The following is a 17,026-nucleotide window of genomic DNA, read 5'->3' on the forward strand; positions in this document are numbered from 1 at the left end:
CCATGCAGATCACTATTCCTGGCTACGACATCCACGGCGAAATCGGCGAAGGCGCGATGGCCACCGTGTACCTGGCGACCCAGCGTTCGCTGGAGCGCAAGGTGGCGCTCAAGGTCATGGCCGCGGCACTGGCCGCCGACGCCACCTTCTGCGAGCGCTTCCTGCGCGAAGGCCGCACCCTGGCACGCCTCACCCACCCCAACACCGTGACCATCCACGACATCGGCAATGTCGGCGAGCTGTACTACATGGCCATGGAATACTTGCCCAACGGCACTCTCAAGGACCGCCTGGCCCAAGGCCTGGGGCCCGAGCAGGGCTTGCCGTACCTGCGCCAGATCGCCTCGGCGCTGGGCTATGCCCACGCCCAGGGCCTGGTGCACCGCGACGTGAAACCGGCCAACATCCTGTTCCGCGCGGACGGCACGGCAGTGCTCTCGGACTTCGGCATCGCCAAGTCCCTGGACGACCGCACCCAGTTCACCCAGGCCGGTTTCGCCGTGGGCACGCCCAGCTACATGAGCCCGGAGCAGGCGCGCGGCCAGGAGATCGACGGCCGCGCCGACCTCTACGCGTTGGGCGTGGTGCTCTATGAAATGCTGGCGGGCAAGCTGCCGTACGTGGGTACCGATGCCCTGTCCACGGCGCTCGCGCACCTGACCCAACCGCTGCCGGAATTGCCCATCGCCCAAGGCCGTTACCAGCCGATCCTCAGCCGCCTGCTGGCGAAGGACCCCGCCGAGCGCTTCGCCGATGCCCATGCGCTGCTGGCCGCCCTGGACGAACTGGACCGGCAGCCGGATAACGACGCCACGCGCATCCGCCCGGTGATTAGCGCACCTTCGCTGGCCGGCCTGGAGCCGGTGAGCATCGACATTCCCCAGGCTGCTCCTGCCCCTGCCCCCGCCGAACCACCTGCCGTGTTGCCAGGGAAAACCAAGCGCCCGGTGCTGGCCCTGAGTGCCATCGCCGTGGCCGTGCTGCTGGCCATCGGCGGCGGTGGCTACGCCCTGCTGGGTGGCGGCAAGACCAAGGCGGCCGCCGAGCCCGCCGCGCAGGTGGCGCCCCCGCCACCGGCCGTTGCCGCCGAACAGGACGGTGGCAACCGACCGCTGCTGATGGCGGGCAAGAAAACCCTGTTCCAACGCATTCTCAGCAAGCCTGGCGCCAGCCTGGCAGCCGAGCCCGGCGCCAAGGGCGGCAAGGCGCTGCCAGCGTTCTCGGTGCTCTATGTGTACCAGCGCAAGGCTGTCGATGGCGTTGAATGGCTGCGGGTGGGCGCAGGCACCGAAGGCCACAGCGAAGGCTGGCTGGCAGCCGGCCAGGTCAGCGACTGGAAGCAGAGCCTGGTGCTCAAGTTCACCGAGCGTTCGGGCCGCGCGCCAGTGATGTTCCTCAACGCTGCCAGCAGCGTTGAACGCCTGCTGGCCGACCCTGCTGCCGCCCGCCGCGCCCTCACGCAGGCCCAGGCGGGCCAGGGCGATGGCAAGTTGCTGCTGGCCCTGGAGCCAGGCGCCAGTGCTATCCCCCAGGACAAGTTCTACCTGCTGCCCATCTTCGACTCGAAGGAAAGCTTCGATGACAACGGCCAGCCGGTACAACTGCTCAACGTCGCCTCCATCGACCCGGGCACCAACGACGGGCCAGCGGCCACGGCCAAGACCGACGCCTTCCGCACGGCCGTGGTGCTGGTGGTGGACACCTCGGTGTCGATGCAGCCCTACATCGACCAGGTCACCGCCGTGGTTCACGAACTGCAGAGCCAGATTGCCCAGCGCGGCGAGCTGGATAACGTCAGCTTCGGCCTGGTGGGCTTCCGCAACAACCTGAGCAAGACCCCGGGCCTGGAGTATCTGGCCAAGACCCTGATCCCCCTGGACCAGGGCCGTGACCCGCAACGCTTCCTGGACCTGGCCCGGCAGGTGAAAGCCACCACGGTGTCCAGCCAGTCGTTCAACGAAGACGCCTTCGCCGGGGTGATGCAGGCCGTGCAGGGCATGGATTGGTCGCCGTACGGCGGCCGGTTGATCCTGCTGGTGAGCGACGCCGGCGCGCTGCGCAAGGCCGACCCGCTGAGCAGCACGCACATGAACGAGGCCGAAGTGCGCCAGGCGGCGCTGAACAAGCAGATCAAGATTTTTGCCTTGCACCTGCGCACCGACGCCGGCAAGAACAACCACGCCTCCGCCGAGCAGCAGTACCGGGTGCTGACCGCCGACGCCAACCCGCAGATCGGCGATCTCTACGTGCCCATTCCCGGTGGCGACGTGCAGCGCTTCGGCGAGCGCGTCCGCGAGATCGGCTCGGTGTTCGCGCAACTGGTGCATCAGGTGCGCAGCGAATCGCCGGCGGTGCCGCTGCTGGCCAAGTCACCGAGCCTGAGCGATAAATCCGCCGCCATCGGCTACGCCATGCACATGGACTTCCTTGGCCACCGCGCCGCCAACCGCGCCCCCCAGCTGGTCAGCGCCTGGACCGCCGACCGCGACCTGACCAACCCGGCGCTGCCGGCGTTCCAGGTGTGCGTGCTGCTGACCAAGCTGCAGCTCAACGACCTGCAACAGTCGTTGAAGCTGATCGTCGACGCTGCGCGCAAGACCCAGACTTCACCCAAGGACTTCTTCCAGGAGATCGCCAGCGCCAGCGCCTACATGAGCCGCGACCCTTCGGCACTGCGCAGCGGCGCCAACCTGGCCGACGGCGGCGTGCTGGGCGAATACCTGCAAGGCCTGCCCTACCGCAGCAAGGCCCTGACCATGACCCAGAACCTGTGGTTGTCGCTGTCGGTGGCCGAGCAGCAGGACTTCATCGACGAGCTGGAATCGAAGATCCAGCTCTACGAAACCTTCCACAACGACCTGGCCAACTGGGTGCGCTTCGGCGACGCCGAGCCGGGTGACGCGCTGTACCGCGTGCCACTGTCGACGCTGCCATGATTATGCTCGACCTGCACGAGGTGTGTACAACGCGCGGCCAGGGCGCCCAGCGCTACAGCTTGGAAATCGAGCGGCTGCAGCTGGCTGCGGGTGAGCAGTTCGCCCTGGTGGGCCCCAGCGGTTGCGGCAAGAGCACCCTGCTCGACCTGCTGGCCCTGGTGGCGGCCCCGGAGCAGGCTGCGCGCTTTCAGTTCTGCGGGCAGGACGTGCTCGGCCTGTGGCGCGCCAACCAGCAGGACCGCCTGGCAGACCTGCGCAGCCGCCACCTGGGCTATGTGCTGCAGACCGGCGGCCTGCTGGGCTTCACCAGCGTGCGCGGCAACATCAGCCTGCCGCGGGCACTGCTGGGGCTGCCCGAGGACGGCAGCGTCGAGCGCCTGGCCGAGCAGCTGGGCATTGCCGAGCAGTTGGGCAAGAAGCCGGCGCAATTGTCCGTGGGCCAGCGCCAGCGGGTCAGCTGCGCCCGCGCCCTGGCCCATGGCCCTCGCTTGCTGCTGGCCGATGAGCCGACGGCAGCACTCGACCCGTTCAATGCCGAGCGGGTGATGCAACTGCTGCTGGCCCAGGCCAGTGCACAAGGCGCCACGCGACTGATTGCCACCCACGACGAACAATTGGCCGAACGCTGCGGCCTGCCCATGTTGCGCCTGGCGCTTGTGCGCGACAGCGACGGCGGCGTGACCGCACGCCTGGAGCACGGCTGATGCGCGCCGCCCTGATGATGACGCTGGCCTGGCAGGACTTCCGCGACGAGTGGCGGCTGTCGCTGTGCGCGGTGCTGGCGCTGGTGGCCGTGGTCGCCCCCTTGCTGTTGTTGTTCGGCCTCAAGTTCGGCCTGATCGGCGGGCTCACCGAGCGCCTGCAACAAGACCCGGCCACGCGCGAAATTATCCCGCTGGCCGGTGGCCGCTTCAGCGCGGCGGACATCGCTGCGCTGGCTGCGCGCCCCGACGTGGCGTTCGCTTTGCCGCGCACCCGGCAAATCGCCGCCACCGCGGACCTACTTGATCCCCAGGGCAAGACGCTCGCGGTGGAGATGATTCCTACCGGCGCGGGCGATCCGTTGCTAGGTAGCATCGCGGCGCCAGCAGGCCTGACCGATGTCCTGCTGAGCCAGACCACCGCGCAAAAACTCGGCGCCCATGCCGGGCAAGCGGTCGAAGCCTTGATCACCCGCCAGGACGCAGGCCAGGTGCAAGTCCGCCACCTGACCCTGCTGGTGAAAGCTGTGCTGCCCATCAGCGTTTTCCAGCGTGACGCCATCTTTGCTTCCCTGGCCTTGCTGGAGGCCGCCGAGGATTACCGCGATGGCCGCGCCGTGCCCGCCCTCGGCTGGCCCGGTAGTGCGGCGGGCAACGCCCGGGTTTACCCGGCGTTCCGCCTGTACGCCCGGGACCTGGCTGCCGTCGAACCGCTACGCCAGTTCTTCGCCCGCCAAGGGTTGGTCGTGGCAACTCAAGCCAGCGCCATCGAGCAGGTCCAGGCGCTGAGCCAGCGGCTCTCCACGGTGTTCTGGCTGATTGCCGGGCTCGCCTGCGCCGGCGCTTTTGCCGCCATCGCCGCCGGCACCCTGGCAGCGGTGGAGCGCAAGCGCCGGGCATTGTCGGTCCTTCGTTTGCTGGGGCTGCGCACCGGCGCGTTGCTCGGTTTCGTCTTGGCGCAGGCGCTGTACAGCGCCTTGCTGGCCGCCCTGCTCGCCGCGCTGCTCTACGGCCTCGGCGCCAACCTGCTCAACCACCTTTTCGATCAACTGGCCAGCCACTTGCTGCCAGCCCACCTGGCCGTCGCCCTGCTGGCGATTGTACTGGTCAGCCTGCTCGCGGCCACCGCCGGCGGCTGGCGCGTGACCCGCCTGCAGGCCGCACAAGGAATTCGCGATGTTTAGACACTGGGCCTTCGCGGCGCTGATGGCGGCCAGTTCGCTGGCCATGGCCGACGACAACAAGTTCGACAACCCCAAGCCGCTGCCCGATGACGTCAGCCTGCCGCTGCCCTGCGACGGCGAAATGGTGTTCCGTTATGTCTACGTGCTGGCCAACGGGCCGCTGGACGACCGCGAGATCAACCTCGGCTACCCGTTCAGCGAGGGCGAGGCCGGCTACAAACAGTCGTTCATTTCCGGCTACCGCCGCGACTACATCAACGGCCAGTTCACCCTCAATGACCTGGCGGCGGACTGGCGCAAGACCCTCACCCCGCTACTGCCCAGGAACGGCCCCGGCAACCCGCTGAAGCCGATGCTGTATTTCATCGGCAAGTACGAGGTCACTGCCCGCCAGTACGCCCAGGTAATGGCACAGGCGCAATCACTGGCCAGCGGCGAGGCGCCCCCAGCCTGCGAGGCCGATGCTGCCATGACCGGGCGCCTGCCCAAGGTCAGCCTGTCGCACTTCGAAGCGGAACGTTTCGCCGCGGTGTACAGCGCGTGGCTGATGAAATACCACCGCGAGTTGCTGCCTGTGAGCGGTCGCGGTACCAGCGCCGAAGACGGCGGCCTGGGCTTCGTGCGCCTGCCTACCGAGGTGGAATGGGAGTATGCCGCCCGTGGCGGCCAGGCGGTCAGCCGCCAGGAACTGGAGGGGCGGCTGTTCCCCCGCCACGCCGAAGGCAGCGATGAAGATGGCCCGCTTTCTGACTATGCCGTGTTCAGCCAGGTCGCTGGCGGCACCGGGCAAGGCGCGCGGCTGATGCCGATTGGCACCAAGTTGCCCAACCCCATCGGCCTGTTCGATGTGATCGGCAACGCCGCCGAAATGGTCCAGGAGTCCTTCCAGCTGGTCAGCGCCGGACGCCGCCAGGGCACCTACGGCGGCTTCGTGGTCAAGGGTGGCAACTACCTCGAAGGCGAGATGACCTTGTTCACCGGCATGCGCCGCGAGTACCCGCTGTTCGCCGCCGACGGCACCGAGCAGCGCAACGAGACCACCGGTTTCCGCGTGGCCTTGGGCGCCCTCGCCGCGCCGCGTTCGCGCTACAGCGAGCTGTTTGCGCAGTGGCAAAAAGAAGGCCGGCTGGCTTCGCTGACCGACGCCATCGACGACGCCCAGGACCCGACCAAGCGCCTGGACAGCATCATCGCCGCCAGCGTCGACCCTCGCCTGCAGGCTGAGCTGGGGCTGGTCAACGAAGAGCTCAAGCGCAACGTCTCGCTGATCGCCAAGCAGCGCGAGGAAGCCGCCGGCAACCTGATCCAGTCCTCGGCCCTGGTGGCCGAGACCATCAATAACTACAACATCCGCCTGACCAACCTGCGCACCACGCGTGAAAAGGCGTTGGCCATGAAGGACCAGGCCAGCGCCGACCTGCTCGGCTCGGCCATCGACAACGGCCGCAGCGCGCTGGATGGCGCCGTGGCGATCTACATCGACAACCTGGCCACGGGCACCCGTTACACCGACGCGGTGATCCAGGCGCAGTTTCAACGAGTCAAGGAAGAACTGGGGCGCAAGCCGGTACTGGGCAAGAGCCTGGTAGCACGCGCCACATTGTTCGTCACCCACGTGGGCCAGTACCGCAAGCAACAGCGGGCTGACCCCGAGGTGATTTTGAAGGAACTGCTCGCCCAGGCTGGCAAGAAGTAAGCCGGGCCCACGAGCGAGCGAACAAAGGGTGGGCAGCCATGGTGGCAGCCCGCCGCAACAGCTAAACCAAAGGAAGAGACACTTATCATGCGTTCGACCCTCAACACCTTTACTGCCGCCAGCGCCCGCCGCAGTGCACTGCTGATCGCCACCAGCTTCACCCTGGTACTGGGCGGCTGCGCCAGCGCGCCAACCTCCAAGGTGGCGCAGACCACCAAGGTCGAGTACTACCCCACCTGCTACGAGCCGGTAGAACACCTGCGCAGCACCAACTCGGACATGACCAAGTCGGTAGCAACCGGCGCGGTGGTGGGCGGCCTGCTGGGCGGCGTGACCGGCGCCCTGGCTGGCGACAAGGAGAAGATGGGCCGCAACGCCGCCATCGGCGTGGCCGGCGGTGCACTGGCCGGCGGCGCAGTGGGCTACTACACCCAGAAGCAGCAGCAGATCACCGACGACAAGCAGCGCATCGGCTCCTACGCCACCGACGTCGACAGCAGCACCCAGTCCCTGGACCGCAACATCGCCTACGCCAAGGCTTCGCAGACCTGCTACCAGGCCGAGTTCGATCGCCTGATTTCGGCTCGCAAGGCCAAGACCATCAGCGACACCGAAGGCCGTCGTCGCCTGGCCGAGATCGTCTCGGGCCTGCGTGAAAGCAACCAGTTGATCGTGGCCGCCAACGGCAAGGCCACCCAGGACGTCGACTCCTACTCCCAGGCCTATGAGAAAGACCTGCAACAGGTAGGCGTGCAGCGCCAGGACGTGGTCACCGTGGCCACCGCCGACAGCACCTCGGTAGTACCGACCAAGGCCAAGACCAAGGTCAAAGTGAAGAAGCCCGCTCCAAGCAACGTGCCTACCCAGGCCGTGAGCACCGAGAAGAGCCTGCAGAACGCCCAGGCCAAACAGGCTGAAGGCAAGCAAGTGGCCGCCAACGGCCAGAGCCTGATGGCCAAGGTGTGCAGCAGCCCGGACATGGGCGACTGGGCACCGGACAGCTGCAAGGCTTGAGCTGACGCAGGCTAGACCTAGGTCCCCAGCTGCTTCAGCGGCTGGGGGCTTTTCTTTACCTGGGATTTGGGATTTAGACCGGAGTGTTCCACGTGGAACGTGCGCTTGACCGTTGAAACTGTCAGTTACTCCTTCGGCGAGGCGCTATTGCGATTCGGCTTGACTATTTTTCGTCCACCCGTAGGATTGCGTGCAGATAGATGTGCCCGGGGACTTGCTGCTCAGTCATGCAAGGAATTCTATTGGCCGACCCCTACGGGGGGCTCCAGACACCACTGGTTTAAAGAGCACCCGAAACTTTCTTCTGCGAAAAGCCACTCCTCGGAGTGGCTTTTTTGTATGCCTCATTTTCTGGTTTTCACGCGCGGCAACTGCCCTGTGTAGGCCACCGTCTTGACCAGCACCTGAAAAGGGATGCTGTTGACCCTTCCTGCTACAGGGGGACGACTTCGGTCATAGGGATGCACGGTCTTGATCCACATCATGATTCCGGGCACGAGCAATTCATGTTTATCGACGCTGAAAGCGACCTTGATCCTTTGGTGCTCACGGCACTCCACAACGATCCAATTCTCCACCCCATGGCGGAAATTTTTACCGAAAACGCATGGTTGCGCTCGCCACTTGGAAATCCATCCCACCAGCAAAAAACTCAGATGGTACCGGACGGGACATAGGACCCTTAACTCGCCTCTTTCATCACGGATAGTTACGAGACCTGCCAGCGACTCATCATGCCCAGGTTTCCGCGTGTAGCAGTGGCTCTTGAAACGACACTCCGCAACGATGTGTTGGCAGTCGGCCAGATTCAATTTCAGGACCGTTGAGGCCAGATGAGCAAAATCATAGGTCGCGCCTCCATGGGTAAAAGGCGCGGGATGGTCTTGGAATGCGTGCACTACCTGTCCTTATCAAGCCGTCCTTGGCGGTCATGAGCAGGCCACTGCGGCCTGCCCCGACAAGATTCTAAGGGCCAGTACGTAAGCTTGATCGAAGATTTTCAAGTCAAAAATTGTCGATCCGAGCAGGCCATAGCCACGGCATTTCATTAGCGAAACAAGCCATCAAAACGCCGCTATCGCCGACGTTACCGGAAAAAGCACTCTTTTCTCGCAGTTACACACCGCGCGCACAGCCGGTGTGCAGATCCGTGCCATATAGAAAACCGTGTTTTACCTGTGGAACGTTCACAAATTAACCACACGCATTTAACCATCTAATAAATAACGGTTTTTTTCAAAAATCTAGTGAGGAAACGCTGCTGGCATTGTTCATGCACTAAACGTCGTATCACCTATAAAACAGACCAGAGAGCTTCCCCAATGGCTGTGAAAGAGATGTATGCCGTTACCCCGCAATGGAATCAGCAAGCTCCCAAGGAAGACCTGGAGCCGACCGAGATCGAGTTTCGCCAGGTCGGCAAGTGCTTCCCGGCCAAGGGGAAGGCTGAAGCGCCGTTCGCTATCCGCCAAGTGAATTTCAAGATTCGCCGTGGCGAGGTGGTGTCGATCATCGGGCCTTCCGGCTGCGGCAAGAGCACCATCCTCAATATGGGCTCGGGCCTGTACCGCCCCAGCGAAGGCGAAGTCTTCGTGGGTGGCGAAGCCGTGACCGGGCCAGTGCGCAAGGTGGCGTTCATGCTGCAGAAGGACCTGCTGATGCCTTGGCGCAGCATCCGCCGCAACGTGGAGCTGGGCCTGGAGATCCAGGGCATGGCCAAGGAGCAGCGCAAGGTCATCGCCGAAGATCTGCTCAACCGCTGCCACCTGCAAGGCTTCGCCGACCACTACCCCTTCCAGCTGTCGGGTGGGATGCGCCAGCGCGCGGCGCTGGCCCGCACCCTGGCCATCGACCCGCAGGTGCTGTTCCTCGATGAGCCGTTCTCGGCCCTGGATGCGCAGACCAAGATGATCCTGCAGCAGGACCTGGCGCAGATGCTCTACCAGGAGAAGAAGACCGCGCTGTTCATCACCCACGACCTGGTGGAGGCCATCGCCATGTCCGACCGCCTGCTGGTGATGAGCGCCCGCCCCGGCACCATCGTCGAGGAAATCGTGGTGGACCTGCCCTTCCGCAACAACCCGCTGGAGCGCCGCAAGCTGCCGGAGATCGGCCCGCTGGCCGGGCGGCTGATGGAGCTGCTGAAGGTCGGCGAAGACACCGAACTGCATTGATCAACGCCTCACGGCCATCACCGATTCAGGAGCACGCATGTTCAAGTCGCTGTTCACCACCACCCTCCTTGCCGCCGGGCTGGGCCTTGCGGGCCTGGCCCAGGCGCAGACGGACGTCACCTACCTGCTGCCGGCCCCACCGAATTCGCCCGCGTTCGCACCCTGGGTGATCGCCAAGGAAAAGGGCTACTACAGCAGCAAGGACCTGAACGTCGAGTTCATCGCCGCCAAAGGCGGTGTCGACGTGGCCAAGCAGATCGGCGCCGGCAACGCCATGGTCGGCGGCGCCATCGGTGACACACCGATCGTAGTGCGCGCCAACGGCATCCCGGTACGGGCCGTGGCCGTGCTGGGCGCCGGCGGCGTGACCATGATCGCCACCAACGCCGACGCCTACATCAATTCCATCCAGGACCTCAAGGGCAAGACCCTGACCGTGATGTCCTACTCGGACACCACCTACTACGCCCTGCTGGCTTCGCTGCGCAAGGCCGGCCTGGGCAAGGACGACGTCAACGTGCAGGCCGCCGGCCCCGCCGGTGTGTGGCAGCTGTTCTCGGCCAAGAAAGCCGAAGCCATGGCCGGCGTGCCGGACTGGGTGGTAGACGCCCAGGATGCCGGGCTGAACGTGAAACTGATCCCCCAGGACCAGGTGTTCGAGAGCATGGCGCAGGCCATCCTGGCCTCCGACGACGCCATCCAGAACCACCCCGACGTGGTGCGCGGCGTGGTACAGGCCACCCTCGAAGGCATGCGCGACATCATCCAGGACCCGCACGCTGCCGCCGTCACCTTCGCCAAGGCGGTGCCCGCCTACGCCGGCAAGGAAGCCGAGCTTGAGCGCGTGTTCAAACTCTATGTCGACAACGTCTACGCCCACCAGACCGTGCTGGGCCGCATAGACCCCGCGCGCCTGGACAAGGTCCGCCAGTTCTACGTCAGCGAAGGCATCGTCGCCAAGGAACCCAAGCTGGAAGACCTCTACACCAACCAGTTCATCGACACCACGACGGCCGCCCAGTAAGCCGCGGGACACACACAGGTATTAACCGATGAGAAGTCTGAACCCCTCCATGCTCGGCAGCGCCGGGCTGCTGATCCTGTTCCTGCTGGCCTGGCAATTCGGCCCGGGCCTGCTGGGCATGCCCGAATTCGTCATGCCCAAGCTGAGCCGCGTGGCCCAGGAAACCGTGTCCATGTGGGGCACCAGCGGCCTGATGAAACATACCCTGATCACCGCCTTCGAAATCATCGTCGGCTTCGGCCTGGGCGCCCTGCTGGGCGTGATGATCGGCGTTTCCCTGGGCCTGTCGCCGTCGGCCGAGGCGATGCTGTCGCCGTACATCCTGGCTTTGCAGATTGCGCCGAAAGTGGCCTTCGCGCCGCTGTTCGTGATGTGGCTGGGCTACACCATCTACCCCAAGATCCTGATTGCCATCCTGATCGTGTTCTTCCCGGTGATGATCAACGTGCTGTCGGCGATCCGCACCGTGGACCCGGACATGATCAACCTGGTGCGCACCATGAACGCCAGCCGCTGGCAGATCTTCCGCCTGGTGGAGTTCCCTTCGGCCATGGCCGCGCTGTTCTCCGGCCTGCGCATCGCCTCCACGTTGGCCGTCATCGGCGTCACCGTCGGCGAGTTGGTGGGCGGCAACCAGGGCCTGGGCTTCCTGCTGGTGGACGCTGAAGGCCAGGGCAACACCAGTGGCGTGTTCGTCGCCATTGTCATGCTCACCCTGATCGGCGTGCTGGCCTACGGCGCGGTGGTATGGGCCGAGAAGCGCGTGCTGCATTACCTGCCCAAAGCCATGCTGAGTACCAAATGATGAAACCTTCCATTCGACTGCTTGAAAGCCGCCGCGTGCTGGTCACCGGTGGCGCCCGCGGCCTGGGCCTGGCCTTTGCCGAAGCCATTGCCCGCGCCGGCGCGCGGGTGGTGATCGCCGACATTCTTGCCGACCGCGTGCAGCAGGCCGCCGCCGAGCTGCAGGCCATGGACCTGGACGTCACCGGCCTGGTGGTGGACCTCGCAGACCCGGCGTCCATCGACGCCTGCGTGGCCGCCGCCACCCAACAACTGGGCGGCCTGGACGGCCTGGTGAACAACGCGTCGGTGACCAACTCCGGCGGCAAGACCTGCGAAGAGCTGGACATCGACACCTGGGACACGGTGATGAAGGTCAACGTGCGCGGCACCTGGCTGATGACCCGGGCCTGCCTGCCGGCCTTGCGCCAAAGCGGCCACGGCGCGGTGATCAACCTGGCCTCCGACACCCCGCTGTGGGGCGCCACCAACCTGCTGGCCTATGTCGCCAGCAAGGGCGCCGTCATTGCCATGACCCGCAGCCTGGCCCGCGAGCTGGGCAAGGACAACATCACCGTCAACGCCATCGCCCCCGGCCTGGTGCTGGTGGAAGCCACCGCCTACGTGCCCGAGGCACGCCACCGCCTGTACACCGAGCAGCGCGCCATCCAGCGCGCGCAGTTGCCCGAGGACGTCAGCGGCGCGGTGATCTTCGCCCTTTCCGACCTTGCCCGCTTCATTACTGGACAAACCCTGCCGGTCAACGGCGGGTTCGTCATGCCCTGAGAAGGAGACAGCCGTGACTGATCTAGCCGCACAACAACAAGCCCCGAAAAGCTGGGAACGTCCTGAAGGCGCCAGCCTGGAAGCCTGGATGCAAACCCGCATTGCCCGTTACGAGACGCGCAAGTACGACTGGAACGCGCTGAAGTTCCAGGCCGACTACGACCCCAAGTACCGCCGCGCGCAAATGCGCTACATCGGCACCGGCGGCACCGGGGTGAGCACCGACATGAACACCATCCCGTCGGAGAACTTCACCTTCTCCACCATGGTGATTCCTGCCGGCCACGAAGGCCCGTCGCACCTGCACACCGACGTTGAAGAGGTGTTCTTCGTGCTGCGCGGCAAGCTCAAGGTGGTGATCGAGAAGGACGGCGAGCGCTACGAAACGATCCTTACCGACCGCGACGTGATCTCGGTGCCGCCGGGCGTGTACCGCGAAGAGATCAACATCGGCGATGAGGACGCACTGATGTGCGTGATGCTCGGCGCCAAGAAGCCCATCACCCCGACCTATCCGCCAGAGCACCCTCTGGCCTCGATCAAGCGCGGTTGACGCCATGTTGCACGCCACTGAAAACCTCGACCCCAGCGCTGAACTGCAAGGCCTGCTGGCCAGCCGTTTCCCCCAGCGACTGCTGAACGTACCCGGCGGCCAACAGGCTGTGCGCGAAACCGGCAACGGCCCGGCCGTGGTGCTGCTGCACGGCATCGGCTCGGGCGCTGGCTCCTGGCTGGAAGTGGCGCTGCAACTGGGCCAGGGCGCCCGGGTTATCGCCTGGGACGCCCCTGGTTATGGCGAGTCCACGCCGCTGGCGCCTGCCGCGCCGCGCGCCGAAGCCTATGCCGAGCGCCTGCTGCACACCCTGGCTGCACTGAACATCGAACGCTGCGTGCTGGTGGGCCATTCGCTGGGGGCCATCACCGCCGCCGCGTTTGCCCGCCTGCACCCCACGCACGTCAGCCGCCTGGTGCTGCTGAGCCCGGCGCGTGGCTATGGCGACCCTGGCCGCGAAATCCAGCGCCAGCAGATCCGCAGCAAACGCATCGCCACTTTGGAAACGCTGGGCATCGCGCAGATGGCTGCCCAACGCAGCAGCGCCATGCTCTCGCCACGCCCCACCGCCAAGGCGCTGGCCTGGGTGTGCTGGAACATGTCACGCCTGAACCAACACGGTTATCGCCAGGCCATCGAGCTGCTGTGCGGCGACGACCTGCTGCGCCACGCCCCGCTGCCAGTGCCCTGCGAAGTGCACTGCGGCGAGGCCGACGCGATCACTGCCCCCGAAGGCTGCCTGACCCTGGCCAAGGCCCTGGGCGCCAGCTTCAACCTGATCGCCGACGCCGGCCACGCCAGCCCCATAGAACAACCCGCCGTGGTGGCAGGCCGCCTGGCCTTCGCCCTCAAGGAATCTTTGACAGGTAGTGCCCAATGAACGACTCAGATCTGAACAAGGACGCCCAGGACAAATACATTGTCCCGGGCCTGGAGCGCGGCCTGTTGCTGCTGTGCGAATTCAGCCGGCAGAACCGCACCCTCACGGCGCCGGAATTGGCGCGCCGCCTGGAGCTGCCGCGCTCGACCATTTTCCGCCTGCTCACCACGTTGGAAACCATGGGCTTCGTCAACCGCAGCGGCAACGAATACCGCCTGGGCATGTCGGTGCTGCGCCTGGGCTTTGAATACCTGGCGTCGCTGGAACTGACCGAGCTGGGCCAGCCGCTGCTGGCGCGCCTGTGCGACAAGCTCAACTACCCCAGCAACCTGGTGGTGCGCGACGGCCGCTCCATCGTCTACGTGGCCAAGGTCTCGCCGCCGTCGGTGTTCTCCAGCTCGGTCAATGTCGGCACCCGCCTGCCCGCCCACGCCACCGTGCTGGGGCGCATCCTGCTGGAAGACCTGAGCCTGGCCGAGCTGCGCGAGCTATACCCCGAAGAACACCTGGAGCAGCATTCGCTGTGCACGCCCAAGACCGTGCTGGACCTGTTCAACCTGGTGCAGGCCGACCGCCAGCGTGGCTACGTCAGCGGTGAGGGCTTCTTCGAATCGGCTATCTCCACCGTTGCCGCGCCCGTGCGTGACCACAGTGGCTGCGTGGTGGCAGCGCTGGGCGTGACCATTCCGACCACGCAGATCGGCCACGTCAACTTCGAGGAAACCCTGGCCCAGGTGCGCCGCAGCGCCGACGAACTGTCGCGCCTGCTCAACTACACCCCCGGCCATGGCAGCCGCGTCACTGCGCTGATGAGGGATTGAGATGAGCCTTTATCAGATTCAAGGCAGCACCGCGATCGTCACCGGTGGCTCTTCCGGCATCGGCCTGGCCTGCGTCGAACTGCTGCTGGAAGCCGGCGCCAAGGTGGCTTTCTGTGGCCGCAACGAAGACCGCCTGCGCAGCGCCGAAGCCGACCTGCGCGCACGCTTTCCTCATGCTCAGTTGCTGGCCCAGGTGTGCGACGTGCTCGACGCCGCCAGCGTGCAGGCGTTTGCCGCCGCCAGTGAAGCCGCCTTCGGCCCGGCGCAGATGCTGATCAACAACGCCGGCCAAGGGCGGGTGTCGACCTTCGCCGACACCACCGACGCGGCCTGGACCGAAGAGCTGAACCTCAAGTTCTTCTCGGTGATCAACCCGGTGCGCGCCTTCATGCCCCAGCTTGAACGCTGCCCAGGTGCGGCCATCGTCTGCGTGAATTCGCTGCTGGCCAGCCAGCCCGAGCCGCACATGGTCGCCACCTCCGCCGCCCGCGCCGGGCTGAAAAACCTGGTGCGTTCCATGGCCACCGAGTTCGCCGAGAAGAGCATCCGGGTCAACGGCATCCTCATCGGCCTGGTGGAGTCGGGCCAGTGGCGCCGCCGCTTCGAAGCCCGTGAAGAGCGCCACCTGGACTGGTCGCAATGGACCGCGCAACTGGCGCAACGCAAACACATTCCCCTGGGCCGCCTGGGCCTGCCCGTAGAGGCAGCCCGCGCGATCCTGTTCCTGGCTTCGCCCTTGTCGGCTTACACCACAGGCAGCCATATCGACGTTTCTGGAGGCCTGTCCCGCCATGCGTAACGACAACCAAGTCACCGTAGGTGCTGCCATTACTGCGTTCCTCGAACACTGCGACGTGAAGGCCGCGTTCGGGGTCATCTCGATCCACAACATGCCGATCCTCGATGCCTTCGCCGTGCGCGGCAACATCCGCTTCGTCATGGCCCGCGGCGAAGCCGGCGCCACCAACATGGCCGACGCCTACGCCCGCACCACCGGCGGCCTGGGCGTGTGCCTGACCTCCACCGGTACCGCTGCGGGTAACGCGGCAGGCGCCATGGTGGAAGCGCAGACCGCCGGCACGCCGCTGCTGCACATCACCGGGCAGATCGAGACCCAGTACCTGGACCAGGAATTCGCCTACATCCACGAGGCCCGCGACCAGCTGACCATGCTCAAGGCCGTGTCGAAAGCCGCCTTCCGCGTGCGCAGCGTGGAGACCGCGCTCAGCACCCTGAAGCTGGCGGTGCAGACCGCCCTCACCGCGCCCACCGGCCCGGTCAGCGTCGAGATCCCGATCGACATCCAGTCCACCTTCATCACCATGCCGACTGACCTGGCGCCGCTGCCAATCCCGGTCGCGGTGCCGGCACCTGAAGCGCTAGACGCACTGGCCGAACGCATGGCCGGGGCCAAGCGCCCGATGCTGTGGCTCGGTGGTGGCGCGCGCCATGCGGGCAAGCAGGTGAAGCGCCTGATGGCCATGGGCGTGGGTGTCATCACCTCTACCCAAGGCCGCGGCGTAGTGAACGAGGACGACGAGCGTTGCCTGGGTGCGTTCTCGCAAAACCGCGCCGTGGAACAGTTCATGCAATCGTGCGACGTGTTGCTGGTGGCCGGTTCGCGCCTGCGCTCCAACGAGACGTTCAAGTACGCACTGAAGCTGCCGCAGACCACCCTGCGTATCGACGCTAACCCGGCCATCGAAGGCCGCAGCTACAGCAGCGACCAGTTCGTGTGCGGTGATACGGCGCTGGCATTGGACGGTTTGGCCAACCGACTGGAAGGTCGCCTGAATTTAGACCCAATGTTCCACGTGGAACTATCTGCGGTGCGCACCAACTCCCGCGCCCAGCTCAACAGCGACCTGGGCCCCTACACCGCCCTCGTGGAGCAGTTGCAAGCCGTCACCGGCCGCAACTTCTCCTGGGTGCGCGACGTGACCCTGTCCAACAGCATCTGGGGCAACCGCCTGATCAACCTGTTCCACCCGCGCGCCGGCGTGCACGCTTTGGGCGGCGGTATCGGCCAGGCCCTGGCCATGGGCATTGGCGCAGCGGTGGCGGCTGCCGAAACCGCACCGGAGCGCAAGGTGTTCACCCTGGCCGGCGACGGCGGCTTCATTCTCAACCTGGGTGAGCTGGCGACCCTGGTGCAGGAAAAAGCCAATGTGGTGATCCTGCTGATGAACGACCAGCGCTACGGCGTGATCCGCAACATCCAGGACGCCATCTACGGCGCCCGCCACGCCTACGTGGAACTGCACACACCGGACTACGCGCAGCTGGCCGAATCCATGGGCCTGCGCCACGCGCTGGTCAGCGACCTGAAAAACTTCGGCGGTGTGATCGAAGGTGCGCTGGCGGAGCCGGGGCCCTTCCTGCTGGAAGTGGACATGCTTGCCGTCGGTGGTTTTGCCACCCAGTTCGCCGGCCCGCCCAACAGCGAAACCAAGGCTCAGAAGGCCACTGCCTGA

General features: G+C 65.5%; 15 protein-coding genes. 14 read left to right on the forward strand and 1 reads right to left on the reverse strand.

Annotated features, from left to right (window positions below):
- The first annotated feature begins 2 nt into the window (after positions 1-2).
- The 5 genes from AC0J42_RS30270 to tagQ all read left to right on the forward strand — a co-directional run bounded on the left by AC0J42_RS30270 (position 3) and on the right by tagQ (position 7,531).
- Positions 3-2,936 carry a serine/threonine-protein kinase gene (locus AC0J42_RS30270; RefSeq protein ID WP_473004917.1) on the forward strand — a complete coding sequence of 978 codons (2,934 nt, stop codon included), beginning with the start codon at positions 3-5 and terminating at the stop codon, positions 2,934-2,936.
- A 2-nt stretch (positions 2,937-2,938) separates the two neighbouring features.
- The gene (locus tag AC0J42_RS30275; RefSeq protein WP_473006919.1) at positions 2,939-3,640 is read left to right on the forward strand and encodes an ABC transporter ATP-binding protein; all 702 of its coding nucleotides are present in this window, start codon (positions 2,939-2,941) and stop codon (positions 3,638-3,640) included.
- Positions 3,640-4,821 carry an FtsX-like permease family protein gene (locus AC0J42_RS30280; RefSeq protein ID WP_473004918.1) on the forward strand — a complete coding sequence of 394 codons (1,182 nt, stop codon included), beginning with the start codon at positions 3,640-3,642 and terminating at the stop codon, positions 4,819-4,821. Before AC0J42_RS30275 ends, AC0J42_RS30280 begins: the two co-directional genes overlap by 1 nt.
- A 22-nt stretch (positions 4,822-4,843) precedes the next feature.
- The gene (locus AC0J42_RS30285; RefSeq protein WP_473006920.1) at positions 4,844-6,517 is read left to right on the forward strand and encodes a formylglycine-generating enzyme family protein; all 1,674 of its coding nucleotides are present in this window, start codon (positions 4,844-4,846) and stop codon (positions 6,515-6,517) included.
- Positions 6,518-6,604: 87 nt separating this feature from the next.
- Entirely contained in the window at positions 6,605-7,531 is a 927-nt protein-coding gene (gene tagQ / locus AC0J42_RS30290; RefSeq protein ID WP_416421589.1) for a type VI secretion system-associated lipoprotein TagQ, read from the forward strand.
- 344 nt (positions 7,532-7,875) lie between these two features.
- Here the strand turns inward: tagQ and AC0J42_RS30295 are convergent, their stop codons facing one another.
- A complete protein-coding gene (locus tag AC0J42_RS30295; RefSeq protein ID WP_473004919.1) occupies positions 7,876-8,430 on the reverse strand; it encodes a hypothetical protein in 555 nt (184 codons plus the stop codon).
- 438 nt (positions 8,431-8,868) lie between these two features.
- On the opposite strand from AC0J42_RS30295, the gene AC0J42_RS30300 reads away from it, so the two are divergent.
- From AC0J42_RS30300 to AC0J42_RS30340, 9 genes are read left to right on the forward strand one after another with little or no spacing between them, the layout of a single operon-like run.
- Complete coding sequence (locus AC0J42_RS30300; protein ID WP_416427503.1) at positions 8,869-9,705, forward strand: ABC transporter ATP-binding protein; 837 nt, start codon at positions 8,869-8,871, stop codon at positions 9,703-9,705.
- A 37-nt stretch (positions 9,706-9,742) separates the two neighbouring features.
- Positions 9,743-10,729: an ABC transporter substrate-binding protein gene (locus AC0J42_RS30305; RefSeq protein ID WP_473004920.1), complete on the forward strand. Its 987-nt coding sequence runs from the start codon at positions 9,743-9,745 to the stop codon at positions 10,727-10,729.
- Positions 10,730-10,757: 28 nt separating this feature from the next.
- Positions 10,758-11,534, forward strand: a complete 777-nt coding sequence (locus AC0J42_RS30310; protein WP_027980853.1) for an ABC transporter permease — start codon at positions 10,758-10,760, stop codon at positions 11,532-11,534.
- Complete coding sequence (locus AC0J42_RS30315) at positions 11,531-12,298, forward strand: SDR family oxidoreductase (protein ID WP_473004921.1); 768 nt, start codon at positions 11,531-11,533, stop codon at positions 12,296-12,298. Before AC0J42_RS30310 ends, AC0J42_RS30315 begins: the two co-directional genes overlap by 4 nt.
- Before the next feature lie 13 nt (positions 12,299-12,311).
- Complete coding sequence (locus AC0J42_RS30320; protein WP_416421594.1) at positions 12,312-12,851, forward strand: cupin domain-containing protein; 540 nt, start codon at positions 12,312-12,314, stop codon at positions 12,849-12,851.
- 4 nt (positions 12,852-12,855) lie between these two features.
- Entirely contained in the window at positions 12,856-13,731 is an 876-nt protein-coding gene (locus AC0J42_RS30325; RefSeq protein ID WP_473004922.1) for an alpha/beta fold hydrolase, read from the forward strand.
- Positions 13,728-14,552, forward strand: coding sequence for an IclR family transcriptional regulator (locus tag AC0J42_RS30330; RefSeq protein ID WP_473004923.1), 825 nt, complete (start codon positions 13,728-13,730; stop codon positions 14,550-14,552). The genes AC0J42_RS30325 and AC0J42_RS30330 overlap by 4 nt, the downstream gene beginning before the upstream one ends.
- 1 nt (position 14,553) lies before the next feature.
- Positions 14,554-15,351 carry an SDR family oxidoreductase gene (locus tag AC0J42_RS30335; protein WP_473004924.1) on the forward strand — a complete coding sequence of 266 codons (798 nt, stop codon included), beginning with the start codon at positions 14,554-14,556 and terminating at the stop codon, positions 15,349-15,351.
- Positions 15,344-17,026: a thiamine pyrophosphate-binding protein gene (locus tag AC0J42_RS30340; RefSeq protein ID WP_473004925.1), complete on the forward strand. Its 1,683-nt coding sequence runs from the start codon at positions 15,344-15,346 to the stop codon at positions 17,024-17,026. Before AC0J42_RS30335 ends, AC0J42_RS30340 begins: the two co-directional genes overlap by 8 nt.

The sequence above is a fragment of the Pseudomonas sp. Tav-5-1A genome, assembly GCF_055755055.1.

What these genes read in the sequence shown, in the direction of transcription:
- AC0J42_RS30280 (WP_473004918.1), top strand. Translation starts at nt 3,640, where the DNA reads ATGCGCGCCGCCCTGATGATGACGCTGGCCTGGCAGGACTTCCGCGAC.
- AC0J42_RS30330 (WP_473004923.1), top strand. Translation starts at nt 13,728, where the DNA reads ATGAACGACTCAGATCTGAACAAGGACGCCCAGGACAAATACATTGTC.
- AC0J42_RS30305 (WP_473004920.1), top strand. Translation starts at nt 9,743, where the DNA reads ATGTTCAAGTCGCTGTTCACCACCACCCTCCTTGCCGCCGGGCTGGGC.
- AC0J42_RS30285 (WP_473006920.1), top strand. Translation starts at nt 4,844, where the DNA reads ATGGCGGCCAGTTCGCTGGCCATGGCCGACGACAACAAGTTCGACAAC.
- AC0J42_RS30315 (WP_473004921.1), top strand. Translation starts at nt 11,531, where the DNA reads ATGATGAAACCTTCCATTCGACTGCTTGAAAGCCGCCGCGTGCTGGTC.
- AC0J42_RS30300 (WP_416427503.1), top strand. Translation starts at nt 8,869, where the DNA reads ATGTATGCCGTTACCCCGCAATGGAATCAGCAAGCTCCCAAGGAAGAC.
- AC0J42_RS30340 (WP_473004925.1), top strand. Translation starts at nt 15,344, where the DNA reads ATGCGTAACGACAACCAAGTCACCGTAGGTGCTGCCATTACTGCGTTC.
- AC0J42_RS30270 (WP_473004917.1), top strand. Translation starts at nt 3, where the DNA reads ATGCAGATCACTATTCCTGGCTACGACATCCACGGCGAAATCGGCGAA.
- AC0J42_RS30310 (WP_027980853.1), top strand. Translation starts at nt 10,758, where the DNA reads ATGAGAAGTCTGAACCCCTCCATGCTCGGCAGCGCCGGGCTGCTGATC.
- AC0J42_RS30335 (WP_473004924.1), top strand. Translation starts at nt 14,554, where the DNA reads ATGAGCCTTTATCAGATTCAAGGCAGCACCGCGATCGTCACCGGTGGC.
- AC0J42_RS30275 (WP_473006919.1), top strand. Translation starts at nt 2,939, where the DNA reads ATGCTCGACCTGCACGAGGTGTGTACAACGCGCGGCCAGGGCGCCCAG.
- AC0J42_RS30325 (WP_473004922.1), top strand. Translation starts at nt 12,856, where the DNA reads ATGTTGCACGCCACTGAAAACCTCGACCCCAGCGCTGAACTGCAAGGC.
- tagQ (WP_416421589.1), top strand. Translation starts at nt 6,605, where the DNA reads ATGCGTTCGACCCTCAACACCTTTACTGCCGCCAGCGCCCGCCGCAGT.